Source organism: Streptomyces sp. NPDC091280, from assembly GCF_044768565.1.
Classification (GTDB): domain Bacteria; phylum Actinomycetota; class Actinomycetes; order Streptomycetales; family Streptomycetaceae; genus Streptomyces.
In genome coordinates, this window is the sequence record NZ_JBIVUZ010000003.1 from 298,737 (window position 1) to 310,896 (window position 12,160).

Below are 12,160 nucleotides of genomic sequence, written 5' to 3' on the forward strand. Positions count from 1 at the left end.
CGGCAGTGCCGTCCCGTGTGCGCCGGTCACATGTCGTCGGTCGGACGCCGCATGTCCCGTCCGCCCTCCATACCCATGCCCGTGTCCATGTCCGTGCGCTCGCGCACCGGCTGGTTGCCCATCGCGTCCGCGCGGCCCGACTGGTACGCCGTGAGGCTGCCCTTCGCGTTGGTCGTCTCGCGCTCCGCCGTCGTCAGCATGCGCTCCCAGCGCTGCCGCATCGGGGCGATCATGCCGCCGCCGACACCGACGATCATGATCCCGGCGACGGTCGCGAGCGCCGCGTACAGGACGGGCTGGGTGACCGAGGTCGCGATGCCGGCCTGGCCGAGCGCGGCGATCACGCCGAGCGCCATGACGCAGGCCCAGACGACGGTCGCGAGCATCCTGCCGTACGACATCGAGGACAGGGCGCTGCCGACGATCCCGCGGACCGCGTTCGCGATGGCCATCGCCACGACGATCAGGACCACCGCGACGATGCCGCGCGGCAGCCAGGCGACGATGCCGTTGATCATCGTGCTGACCGGGTTGGTGCCGAAGACGCCCAGCGCGAGCTGGAGGGTGATCAGCATCAGCGCGTAGTACACGATCTTGCAGACGATGCCGGTCATGTCGTACTTGGAGTCCCGCAGGAACCGGTCCGTACCGGCCCGGTCGGCCAGCCGCTCCGAGCCGACCCTGCGCAGCACCCGGTCCAGGACCCGGGCGATCATCTTCGACACGAACCAGCCGACGGCCAGAATGACCAGGAAGCCGATGAACTGCGGTACGAACTGCGCGACCTTCGACCAGGCGTCGTTCAGTCCCTGGGTGAAGTTGACGGCGAGGGTGGATTCAGGGACAGCCATGAGCGGCACTTCCTTCGATGGGTAACGCGGTGGGTACTCCCGTCCCCCTACCTATGTGGATAGCAGCGGCGGACCCGCCCGGCCGTGCGGGCTGAGCCGTACGGGTGACGTCGGCGGCCGGCCGGCAGCGGTCAGCCGTCAGCAGATCCGCCGGTACGGCTCGTCCGGCGCGTACGTGCGCCACTGCGCGCGGGTCAGCTCCGCGTTTCCGGTGCGCGCGCAGACCCGTGTGCGGGCCAGCTCGGGGTCGACGGTGTAGCGCTGGAGCGGTACGTGCGCGCTGCCCGCGTACAGCGTGCGGCCGTCCGCGCTGAAGGCGAGGGAGGTGAGGGCCTCGCCCGGAGTCGTCAACGGGCCGCTGCTGAGCGGCTGTTGGGTCGCGACGTCCCAGAGTTGCAGGCTGCCGCCGTCGCCGCCGACGGCGAGCGTGCCGCCGTCCGGGCTGAACGCGAGCGCCGAGACACCCTCCGGGGTGGTGCCGAGCGGGGTCGGGAAGACATTGCGCAGCACGCCCTCGCGGCGCCCGAGCGTCCCGTCCCACAGGGCGACCCGGCCCGTCTGGTCGCCGACCGCCAGCAGCGACCCGTCGCCGGTGAAGGCCTGCGCGCCGATCTGGCCGCCCTGGACCAGGTCGTACGCGGTGGAGCGGCGGGACGGCGGCCGGAGGACCGCGCCCTCGCCGACCAGCAGGCGGCCGTCCGGGCCGACGGCGAGGTGCGCCCCGGTCACCCCGGTCAGGACCGCCGTCCGGCGGTGGCGCGCGAGGTCCCACACCTCGTCGGAGTACTCGCCGATGGCGGTGGCACGGACCGCGTACAAGGTGTCGCCGCCCGCGCCGAGGGCCAGTCCGAGCACCGCCCCGCCCGGCAGGTCGAGCGAGGTCACCGCCCGCTCCCGGGTCACGTCCCAGACCCGCAGCGGCTGGGCCGTCACGTCCCGGCCGGGCGCCGAGACGCCGTAGACGAAGCGGGTGCCGGTGGGGCCGAAGGCCATCAGGGGCAGGGTGTCGGCGGGGACCGTGGGGGTGGCGGGGTCGCTGGAGACGGGGGCGGTGACGGGCGGGAAGGTGTGCAGGACCCGGTTGTCGGAGGTGGCGCGGAGGCGGAAGACGTAGTGGTCGCCGACGCGCTCGACGGTGGCGTAGGAGCGGCCGTCCGGGCTGAGGCGGACGTCCGCCGCCGGGGTCGCCCGCCAGGCGGAGGTGACCGCCGCGCCGAGGTCGAGGGTGTGCGCGGTGCCGCCCTCCAGATAGCGCAGGGTGCGGCCGTCGCGGTCCCACACCAGGTCGCCGTAGAGGTACTGGTTGTTGAGCTCGTGCCGGAAGACCGGGGCGCCGGGGTCCGAGAGCCGCCAGACGCGGATCTCCGCGCGGTCGGCCGTCGCCACGAAGGCGCCGTCCGCGCGGAACGACGCGTACTGGAGCCCGGTCTCGTACAGGTCGGCGACCTCGCGGCCCGTCGCGGTGTCCCAGATCCGCAGCCCGGTGGCGGTCGCCGTGGCCAGCCGGTGGCCGCCGAACGCCAGCAGCGGGGAGGCCGTGCCGCAGACCCGGTCCCGCTGCCAGGCACCGGGCAGCACCCGGCCGGTGGCCGTGTCCCACACGCGCGGCGCGCCCCCCGAACAGGCGGCCACCGTGCTGCCGTCCGCGTTCACCGCCGTGAGCGCGGCGTCCGGCGCGCGGGCCTCGAACAGCACCCGGCCGTCCGTGACCGAGCGCAGCCGGAGGCGGTCGCCCTCGACCGCGAGATAGGAGCGGCCGTCCGCGGTGAAGCGGACCTCGCCCACGTCCCGTCCCGCGGAACCGCCGGCCCAGCGGCCCGCCGCCGTGTCCCACAGCCGCAGCCCGTCGCCCTCCGTGACCCCCAGGAACCGGGCGGACGCGCCGACCTCGCTCACCGTGCCCGCCGCCACCCGGCCCGAGCCGGTACGGCGGTGCGAGACCACGTCCCACGAGCGCCAGCTCGCGCCGTCCGCGCTGATCAGGGTGCGGCCGTCGTCGGTGAGCAGACGCATGACCTCGTCGCCGGGCGTCGGATCGGTGAAGGTGTCCGTCTCCGGCTGGGCCAGCGAACCGAGCAACGCCCGCCGGGTCTCGGGCAGTTCGGCGATCCGCCAGGCGGCCACGCCCAGGCGCAGCGCGGTGCGCGGATCGGTGGTGCGCAGCGCGTCGGCGATGTCGGCGACCCGGCGGGCGGCGTTCTCGGTGCGCTGGCGCCGGTTGTCGGCGTACTCCCGGAAGACGACGAAGCCCGTCAGCAGGGCCACGGCCAGCACCGCGGACAGCGACACCGTCAGCACCCGGTGCCGTCTGCCGATCCGGGCGGCGGCCCGGCGCTCGGCCTCCTGGGCGGCGAGCGCGGCGGTGAGGAAGTCCCGCTCCGGCTCGGTCAGCGCGGGGTCGGCCGCCGGGTCGGGGAAGATTTCGGCGGCCCGGGCCAGCCGGTTGCCCCGGTACAGGGCGCCGGGGTCGCGGTCGTGCTCCAGCCAGGCGCGGGCCGCCTCCGCGAGGGTCCGGTGGTGGCGCAGCCGTTCCCGGTCCTCCTCGATCCAGCCGTGCAGCCGGGGCCAGCAGCTGATGAGCGCCTCGTGCGCGAGCTGCACCCCGTCCTCGTCGGAGGTCAGCAGCCGGGCCCGGGTCAGCCGCTCCACCACGACCGGCACCGCCGGGTCCGCCCACTGCGCCAGCTCGGCCCGGGTCAGCGGACGCCGGGTGTCGGGGGTGCCCTGGCCCGGTACGACCATGCGCAGCAGGAGATGCCGGGCGGCGCGGGCCTGGTCGGCCAGGAGACCGTCGTAGACCTCGTCGGCGGTCGCCGCGACGGCGCCGCGGACCCCGCCGGCCGCCTCGTACCCGGCGAGGGTGAGCAGCCGGCCGCGGCGGCGGCGCCAGGTCTCCAGGAGCGCGTGCGAGAGCATCGGCAGGCCGCCCGGTTCGTCGAGGACCTCCTCCACCAGGCGGGCGGTCAGGGTCCGTTCGACCATGCAGCCGCGCGCCTGGGCCGGACCGACCACCGCCTCCCGCAGTTCCTCCGCGGTCATCGGGCCGAGCAGCAGGGCGGCGCCGCGCAGCGCGTCGGCCAGTTCGCGGTGCTCGGCGCAGCGGGCGTAGAAGTCGGCGCGCACGGCGACCAGCACCCGCAGTCCGCTGCCCGCGTCGCGGGCGGCGAGCAGCAGGTCGATGAAGCGGGCGCGTTCCCCGGCGTCCCGGCAGAGCGTGAAGACCTCCTCGAACTGGTCCACGACGACCCAGTTCTCGGGTGCGCCGGGCACGGTCTCCAGCAGGTGCCCGTAGGTGGTCGCGGGGGTCGGGCCCGGGGTGAGGACGCGCAGTGCCGCGGGCCGGGACCGGCCGGCGATCTCGTCCCGCAGCCGGGGTATCAGCCCGGCCCGCAGCAGCGAGGACTTGCCGCTGCCCGAGGGGCCGAACAGCACCGCGAACCGGTGGTCGCAGACCAGCCGGTTGACGGCGTCCGTGACCCGGTCGCGGCCGAAGAAGAGGTCCCGGTCGGCCATCTCGAACCGGGTCAGCCCGCGGTACGGCGCCGGTGCGTCCTCGGCGGCGCCGGGGTCGCGGGCCGTCTCGGCCTCCGCCTCCTCCCACTTCCCCGCCCAGGTGTCCGGGTCGCCGCCGCAGGCCCGCGCGTATCCCTGGACGACGGCGAGGGACGGCAGCCGCTCGCCGGCGGCGGCCTGGGACAGCGTGGTCGCGGAGAAACCGGCCGCCTCGGCCATCGTCCGGTAGGGCGGGGAGCCGGCCGTGCGGCGCAACTCCCGCAGTTCGTGCGCCAGCCACTGGACGGCACCGGCGCGCGGGTCCACCGGTCGCTCGGGTCGGCCCATGTGCTCGTACCTCCGTACACCCGGCGAAATCGCCGCATCAGGAGCGATGACCATACGGCCGGTCCGGAAACAGGAAGGCGGCTTCCAGGTGACGTGTGGGTGTCGCCGAACGGCCCGCCGGCCCGGCCCGGAATTGATTGCCCTGGTGGGAGGGGTGTGCCGATCAATGTCCGAGGTGCGAATCTCGTTCGTGGCGTCGCTCACACAGAACGCCCGGGCCCGGGCGTGAGGACCACCCGGGCCGCCCCGGCGGGACGGACCCCCCTGCCCCGCCGGGGCCTTGGCTTCCCCGAGGGGGGTCCGGGCCTCCTCGCCGGGGGTTGGGCTTCCCTACGGGGGGCTGGGCTTTCCTACGGGGGGTCGGGCTTCCTTAGGGGGCTGGGCTTCCCTACGGCGGGGGGGGGCTGGGCTTCGGGGGTCCGGGCTTCCCGGTGAGTCTCCCGGCTTCCCCGTTGGAGCCTTAGCCTCCCTGCCGGGGCCCGAGCTTCCCTACGGGGGGGCGGGCTTCCCTACGGGGGGCTGGGCTTCGGGGGTCCGGGCTTCCCTACGGGTAGGGCCGGGCTTCGAGGGTCCGGGCTTCCCGGTGGGTCTCCGGGCTTCCCCGTTGGAGCCTTAGCCTCCCTGCCGGGGCCTGAGCTTCCCCTCACGGACCCGGACTTCCCCGCCGGAGTCTGAGCTTCCCTCCGTGGCCCGAGCATCCCCGCCGGAGCCTGAACTTTCCCGCCGGAACCCGAACTTCCCCACCGTGGCCCGGACTTCCCCGCCGTGGCCCGGACTTCCCCGCCGGAACCCCGAGCCTCCCCGCCGGAATACGAGGCTCCCGCCGGAGCCCGAGCTTCCCCACCGTGGCCCGACCCTCCCGCCGGAGCCCAAGCCTCCCCACCGTGGCCCGGACTTCCCCACCGGAACCCGAGCCTCCCCGCCGTGGTCCGGTCTTCCCCACCGGAGCCTGAACTTCCCGCCGGAGCCTGAGCTTCCCCGCCGTGGCCAGAGCCTCTCGCCGGAACCCGAGCTTCCCCGCCGTGGTCCGGTCTTCCCCACCGGAGCCCGAGCTTCCGCACCGGAGCCCGAGCCTCCCACCGGAACCCGAGCCTCCCCACCGCGGCCGGAGGCTCCCGCCGCAGCCCGACCTGTGAACGCGCGTGTGCCCGTTCGGCGAAATGCCTCCCTCCGTTTGATAGAAAGCCCTTCCATCGGGCGCTCACCTTCTGCCAATCTCTGTTCGCCCGCCCCGGCTGTCATGTCCGGGGCGAGCGTGGACATGGACCGTCGACTGGAGCCCCCGATGTCCCGAACCAGCACCCGCCGCCTCGGCCGAGCCGCCGCGGTCGTGGGCAGCGCCGTCGCCCTCACCGTCGCCCTGCCGTTCACCGCCTCCGCGGGCGTCCTGCAGAACCTCCCCGAGAACGCGACCACGTACGAGAAGAACTTCGAGCCGCTGTACGACTACGACACGGACTCCTGCTACCCGGCCGCCGCCATCGACCCCGACGGCAACCTCAACGGCGGCCTGAAGCCGACCGGTTCCGTCACCGGCAGCTGCCGCACCGGGCACCTCGACCACGCCAACACCTACTCGCGCACCAAGTGCAACAACGGCTGGTGCGGAACCATCTACGCCAGCTACTTCGAGAAGGACGAGGCCTCCCCGGGCATCGGCCACCGCCACGACTGGGAGTGCATCGTCGTCTGGGTCAAGCAGGGCGACACCATCCCGTCGTACCTGTCCGCCTCCCAGCACGGCGACTTCGAGACCGAGGCCGTCGCCGACGTGCCGATGAGCAGCCAGCGCGTCCAGGTCGTCTACCACAAGGACGGCATCAGCACCCACGACTTCCGGTTCGCCAAGTGGGGCGAGACCCCGGAGAACGACGACGGCGCCTGGCACCAGGAGAACCTGCTCACCTGGGAGAACATGGCCTCCAACCTCCGCGACATCCTGAACGCCTCCGACTGGGGCGACGCCAACTTCCCGCTCCAGGACGCGAAGTTCGACGACCACCTGAACAAGGCCTTGCCGAGCGGTATCAGCTTCGACCCGTACGCCTGACGGTCCCGGCGGGCACCGGCGGCGGAGTTGATCGGCCTGGTCGCACCGAGGTGCCGATCAACTCCCCGCCTGCCAGCGTCGGTCCCGCCGAGCCGGACCCGCACAGGGCCCGAGCACATGAACGACGAACGGGAGAAACAAGCATGTTCAACACCGTCAGGAACTCGACACCGTCGCGGGCCGGCCGGGCCGCCCTGACCCTGGGCACCGCCGCCGCGCTGGCCGTCGGCCTCGCGGGCAGCGCGCACGCGGCCGTCCTGACCCCGCTGTCGCAGAAGGCGGGCACCTTCGAGCTCAAGTACATGCCCGAGTTCGACTACGACTCCGACAGCTGCTTCCCCGCCGCGGCCGTGGACGCGAGCGGGCAGCTCAACGGCGGGCTCAACAACAGCGGCTCCATCACCGGCGGCTGCCGCACCAACCACCTCGGCAAGGCCAACACCTACACCCAGGCCTGGTGCAAGAACGGCTGGTGCGCCTACATCTACGCCCTGTACTTCGAGAAGGACCAGACCCTCAACGGCGCGGACGCCTTCGGCCACCGCCACGACTGGGAATCGGTCATCGTCTTCCAGAAACAGGGCGAGGAGCGGCCCCGCTACCTGGCCGCCTCCCGGCACGGCGGCTACAGCACCCACCCGATCAACGAGGTGCCGATGGACGGCAACCACGTCCAGATCGTCTACCACAAGGACGGCGCGAGCACCCACGCCATGCGCTTCGCCAAGTGGGGCGAGAAGCCGGTGGCCTGGGGCGACGGCGGCTGGGACAAGCCGGCCCTGGTCGACATCCAGCAGATGGCCGACGCCCCGCGCAACGCCCTGTGGAACTCCAAGTGGGGCAAGGCCAACTTCCCGCTGACCGGCAACTTCCAGGACAACATCAACAAGGCCCGGCCGTCGGAGGTCCCGGCGTTCTGACCGCGCCGAGCATCATGGCCGTCCCCTGGGCGATCCCCCACATCATCGCCCGGGGGACGCGCCATGTGGTCACCCGCGCGACCGCCCTACGCTGACGCCATGACGTCTGCCGCCGCGCGCACCGCACTCGACCTCACCGCCGACCTCCCGGTCCCCGGCCTGGAGGACTTCTACCGGGACCTGCACCGCCACCCCGAACTGTCCGGCCGCGAACACCGCACGGCGGCCAGGCTCACCGAACGCCTCACCGCCGCGGGCTACGACACCGTCGAGGGCATCGGCGGCACCGGTGTCGCCGCGGTGCTGCGCAACGGCGAGGGCCCGACCGTGCTGCTGCGCGCCGACATGGACGCGCTGCCGGTACGGGAGGAGACGGGACTGCCGTACGCCTCCACGGTGGACGGGGTGATGCACGCCTGCGGCCACGACCTGCACGTGACCTGGCTGACCGGCGCCGCCGAGGCGCTGGCCGCCGGGCGGGACACCTGGTCGGGAACGCTGGTCCTGGTGGGGCAGCCCGCCGAGGAGACGGGCGAGGGCGCGGCGGCGATGGTGGCCGACGGCCTCTACGACCGGGTCCCGCGCCCCGACGCGGTGCTGGGCCAGCACGTGGCACCGGGCCCCGCCGGCTTCTACCCGCACTCGCCCGGCCTGATCATGTCGGCCTCCACGGACCTCGACATCGTCGTGCACGGGCTCGGCGGCCACGGCTCCCGGCCCGAGACGACGGTCGACCCGGTCGTCACCGCCGCGTACCTGGTCACCCGGCTCCAGACGGTCGTCTCCCGGGAGATCGCCGCCCGCGACTCCGCGGTGCTGACCGTGGGCCGCATCGAGGCGGGCACCCGGCACAACATCATCCCGGCCAGCGCCCGGATCTCCCTCAACCTGCGCACCCAGTCCGCCGACGTGCGGGAGCGGATGATCGCCGCGATCCGCCGCATCGCGGCCGGCGAGTGCCTCGCGGCCGGCTGCCCGCGCGAGCCCGAGGTCACGGTCGGGACCTGCCTCCCCACGGTGGTCAACGACGCGGACACCGACCGCCGGATCGCGGCCGTGCACACCGAGGTCCTCGGCGCGGGCACGGTCTTCGACCCCGGCCCGGCGACGGGCAGCGAGGACTTTCCCCACCTGGTCCCGGACGGGGTGCCGTACTCCTACTGGTTCGTGACGAGCACTCCGGCGGCCACGTGGGACGCGGCCCCGGGCACCGACCTGATGGAGAAGTTCCACGCCGTCCCCAGCAACCACAGCCCGACGTTCGCGCCGGACCTGGTGACGGTGCTGCCGGGGGTACGGACGCTGGTCTCGGGCGCGTTGGAGATCCTGACGACGGAGTGACCACCGAGTGTGCGTGGCTGTCGGTCAACCACCCGGCTCTACGGCTGGAGTTGAAGCAGCTGCTTCCGTACGTGGTCCAGGGCGCCCGCCCGGCGCCCCGGCACCCGCCCTCTCAACTCGGCCAGCGCGAGCCCGAGTTCACGGGCGGGAGCCGGGTCGTGGATCTGCCCCCACTGATGGTGGGCCCGGTCGACCGCGGCCTCCACGGCAGGCGTGTCGACGGACTCCCCGGCCGCCAGCCGCGCCCCGGCCACGGCGAGCCACGCCCGGCAGCTCCGCACCGGATCCCCCGCCAGCATCGCGAGATCGGCCCGCACCTCCGTCCAGTGCAACGCCTGTTCCGCCCCTCGCCCGTGCACCCGCACGGCAGCCTGCTCATGCTCGGCGGCGAGCGCGTCGGCGACGGAGTGCCGCCCGGCCTGGACGGCGGAGGCGATGGCGATGTGAGGGTCGATGTCGGGAGTGGGGGTTGGAGTGGGGGTTGGAGTGGGGGTGGGGCCCGTGGTGTGGGTCGGTGTGGACAGGAATACGTCCGCGTAGGCATCCGCGCCCAGTCGGGCCACCGCCAGTTGGTGCAGCTGCTCCGCCTGGGGGCGGTGGCCGCTGCGCAGTACGGTGGCCACCGCCTTCATGTAGGTCGGCGCGGCCACCTCCCGGCGGGGCGGCGGCGGTGCGATGCGGCCGTGAACGGCGTGTGTGCGGCCCGAGTCGAGCGGGTGGGTGCGCAGCCACTGCCAGGTCTCCGCGTCGGCGTGCAGGTCGAGCAGGAGAGTTGTCGTGCCGGGGGGCCGCAGGCGCAGTTCCTCGCGGATCCAGGCCCAGGGGAATCCCGTGTAGCGGACCGTCGCCGGGGTCGTACGCGCCAGCGCGAGGTGCGGAAGGTGCTGTCTGCGGTCGAGTTGGAGCTGCCCGGTGATGAACACGCTCAGCGGTCCGGGGGCGGTCGCGGCGGCCCGCAGCCGGGTCAGTACCGCCTGCGGCTCCAACGGGTCGGCGAGTTCCACGACGTTGGCCGTCTCCGTGCCGGACAGCACGGGCGGGGCCACGGCCGCGAGGACCGGGAGCACGGACGCCGCGTCCACCAACCGCCCCTTGCCGACCGGCGAGGCCGCGAGCAGCAGCACCGTTCCGGGCATGTGCCCTCCCCCCGACTGGAGACTGATGGACCCGAAGGACTCTGTGGACCCGATGGATCGATGAACCCGGCGGATCCGTCGGTCACTTGCGTACCTCTGCACCGTAACCGCTGCTGCTGCAAAGGGTGATGTCAGGACCCGCGAACTCAGGACCGTCGTACCGCGAAGATCGTCGTGTCGTCGGCGAGACGGCCGCCGCAGTGGCGCAGGGTGCCGTCGCGGACGTAGGCGGCCAGGCGGTGCGGGTCCGCGGTGCGCGGGTCGAGGTGGACGCCCTCGGTGACGTCGTCCTTGAGGGGGTAGAAGACACCGGCGCCGTCGCGTGCCTCGGTGACTCCGTCGGTGACGATGAGGAGGGTCTCGCCGGGCGCGAGGGTGATGCGCAGGGTCGGCGGCGGGCCGTCCATGCCCGCCAACTCGCCCAGCCCCAGCGGGAGTCCGTGCCCGGGCGGCAGCGACCGTACCCCGAACGGGCCGACCACCAGCGGGGGTTCGTGCCCGAAGTTGACGACCTCGACCGTGCCGGGGTCGCCGGCCGGGAAGCTCAGCAGGACGGCCGTCGCGAAACGGTCGACGTCCTCGCGGCCGAGCGCGGCGAGATGCCGGCCGTGCCGCAGCATCCGGATCTCCAGGCGCGCGGCCACGGTCGCGAGGTCCGCCTCGTGGTAGCCGGCCTCGCGGAACGTGCCGAGCAGCGCCGCCGCCGCCTCCACCGCGCCGAGGCCCTTGCCCTGGACGTCGCCGACGAGCGTGCGTGTGCCGTGCAGGCCGGGCTGGACGTCGTAGAAGTCGCCGCCGACCCGGGCGACGGCGTCGGCGGCGAGGTAGACGGCCGCGTGGTCGAGGCCGCCGAAGCCGGGCGGCAGCGGGCGCAGCAGGGTGCGGCGGGTGGTCTCGGCGACGTCCCGCATGTGCAGCATCCGGCGTTCGCCGCGCACCCGGACCACGCAGGCCAGCACGGCGAGGATGCCGCCGACGCCGACGAGGATGAAGTCGGGCAGGCCGGTCTGGTACTGGCGCGGCCAGGCGTGGTCGGCGAGCGCGTAGGTGGCGACGCCGAGCACCGCGAACACGGCCGTGCCCCGCACCCCGCAGATCGCCGCGGCGATACCGGGCACGAGCACGATCCAGGAGACGGTCCGGAACTCGCCGCCGGTGTACCAGTCGACCAGCAGGATGGTGATCAGTACCAGCAGCGGCGGCAGCCAGGCGACGCTCCGCCCGCGCACGCGCAGCAACTGCTGTCGCCGCAGGGCATCGGGGCTCTCCGGTATGAGTTCACGGCCGCTCACGGCCGTCAGTACGCGACCGAGATCCGGGTGCGCGGGTGGGCGTGCTGTTCGAGTTCGTCGACGAAGGCGACCGCGTAGTCCTCGGCGCTGACGCAGCTGCGGCCCTGGTCGTCGGTCATGAACGCGTCGCCGCCGACCCGGAACCGGCCGGTGCGCCGGCCGGGGGCGATCTCGGCGGCGGGGGAGACGTAGGTCCAGTCGGGCTCGTCGAGGGTGCGGTAGTAGGCGAGCGCGTCGCGGTGGGCGAGGGCTTCGGGGAGGTAGGCCTCGGGGAAGCCGGGCTGGTCGCTGAGGGCCTGGCCGGGGGCGACCTCCAGGCCGCCGGCGCCGCCGACGACGAGGAGCCGTCCGGCCCCGGCCGCGCGGACGCCCGCGACGAGCGCCTCGTTGAGGGCGAGGAAGGGCCCGCGCGGGTCGCTACCGTCGCGGGGCGGCACGCACGCGGAGGCGACGGCGTCGGCGCCGCGCGCGAGCTCCGCGACCTTCGCCGGGTCCGTCGCGTCGGCCGCCGTGGCGGTGACCCCGGGGACCGGCGACCGGCCGGACCGGCTGACCGCCAGCACCTGGTGTCCGCGGGCCGAGGCCTCGGTGGCGATCCGGCTGCCGACCATGCCGGTGGCGCCGAAGAGTACGAGCTTCATGCGCCCCAGCGAAACATGGGGCAACCGTGGCCGCACCCCGACTTGCCACCGCCTCCCCCGGGGTGTGCATTGGTAGACGGGGGCGAGAG

8 protein-coding genes are annotated in these 12,160 nt (G+C 73.8%); 3 read left to right on the forward strand and 5 right to left on the reverse strand.

Annotated features, from left to right (window positions below; genetic code table 11):
• Nucleotides 1–26: 26 nt before the first annotated feature.
• Nucleotides 27–851 (reverse strand): hypothetical protein, encoded by an 825-nt coding sequence (locus ACIQPR_RS11410; RefSeq protein WP_403645488.1) that lies wholly within the window; start codon nucleotides 849–851, stop codon nucleotides 27–29.
• Nucleotides 852–989: 138 nt separating this feature from the next.
• Nucleotides 990–4,691: a hypothetical protein gene (locus ACIQPR_RS11415; protein ID WP_403645491.1), complete on the reverse strand. Its 3,702-nt coding sequence runs from the start codon at nucleotides 4,689–4,691 to the stop codon at nucleotides 990–992.
• A gap of 1,285 nt (nucleotides 4,692–5,976) precedes the next feature.
• On the opposite strand from ACIQPR_RS11415, the gene ACIQPR_RS11420 reads away from it, so the two are divergent.
• From ACIQPR_RS11420 to ACIQPR_RS11430, 3 genes are all read left to right on the forward strand, one after another.
• A complete protein-coding gene (locus ACIQPR_RS11420) occupies nucleotides 5,977–6,741 on the forward strand; it encodes an NPP1 family protein (protein ID WP_403645494.1) in 765 nt (254 codons plus the stop codon).
• Nucleotides 6,742–6,884: 143 nt separating this feature from the next.
• On the forward strand, nucleotides 6,885–7,661 hold the full coding sequence (locus ACIQPR_RS11425; RefSeq protein ID WP_403645496.1) for an NPP1 family protein: 777 nt from the start codon (nucleotides 6,885–6,887) through the stop codon (nucleotides 7,659–7,661).
• A gap of 99 nt (nucleotides 7,662–7,760) precedes the next feature.
• Nucleotides 7,761–9,002 carry an amidohydrolase gene (locus ACIQPR_RS11430; RefSeq protein WP_403645499.1) on the forward strand — a complete coding sequence of 414 codons (1,242 nt, stop codon included), beginning with the start codon at nucleotides 7,761–7,763 and terminating at the stop codon, nucleotides 9,000–9,002.
• A 38-nt stretch (nucleotides 9,003–9,040) separates the two neighbouring features.
• Here the strand turns inward: ACIQPR_RS11430 and ACIQPR_RS11435 are convergent, their stop codons facing one another.
• The 3 genes from ACIQPR_RS11435 to ACIQPR_RS11445 form a co-directional block, all read right to left on the reverse strand.
• The gene (locus ACIQPR_RS11435; protein ID WP_403645502.1) at nucleotides 9,041–10,138 is read right to left on the reverse strand and encodes a hypothetical protein; all 1,098 of its coding nucleotides are present in this window, start codon (nucleotides 10,136–10,138) and stop codon (nucleotides 9,041–9,043) included.
• A gap of 146 nt (nucleotides 10,139–10,284) precedes the next feature.
• Nucleotides 10,285–11,430: a PP2C family protein-serine/threonine phosphatase gene (locus ACIQPR_RS11440; RefSeq protein ID WP_403645505.1), complete on the reverse strand. Its 1,146-nt coding sequence runs from the start codon at nucleotides 11,428–11,430 to the stop codon at nucleotides 10,285–10,287.
• A gap of 5 nt (nucleotides 11,431–11,435) precedes the next feature.
• The gene (locus ACIQPR_RS11445; RefSeq protein ID WP_403645508.1) at nucleotides 11,436–12,071 is read right to left on the reverse strand and encodes an NAD(P)-dependent oxidoreductase; all 636 of its coding nucleotides are present in this window, start codon (nucleotides 12,069–12,071) and stop codon (nucleotides 11,436–11,438) included.
• Nucleotides 12,072–12,160 lie beyond the last annotated feature (89 nt).

Coding starts and splice junctions, on each gene's coding strand:
- ACIQPR_RS11410 (WP_403645488.1), bottom strand. CDS start 851: ATGGCTGTCCCTGAATCCACCCTCGCCGTCAACTTCACCCAGGGACTG.
- ACIQPR_RS11415 (WP_403645491.1), bottom strand. CDS start 4,691: ATGGGCCGACCCGAGCGACCGGTGGACCCGCGCGCCGGTGCCGTCCAG.
- ACIQPR_RS11420 (WP_403645494.1), top strand. CDS start 5,977: ATGTCCCGAACCAGCACCCGCCGCCTCGGCCGAGCCGCCGCGGTCGTG.
- ACIQPR_RS11425 (WP_403645496.1), top strand. CDS start 6,885: ATGTTCAACACCGTCAGGAACTCGACACCGTCGCGGGCCGGCCGGGCC.
- ACIQPR_RS11430 (WP_403645499.1), top strand. CDS start 7,761: ATGACGTCTGCCGCCGCGCGCACCGCACTCGACCTCACCGCCGACCTC.
- ACIQPR_RS11435 (WP_403645502.1), bottom strand. CDS start 10,138: ATGCCCGGAACGGTGCTGCTGCTCGCGGCCTCGCCGGTCGGCAAGGGG.
- ACIQPR_RS11445 (WP_403645508.1), bottom strand. CDS start 12,071: ATGAAGCTCGTACTCTTCGGCGCCACCGGCATGGTCGGCAGCCGGATC.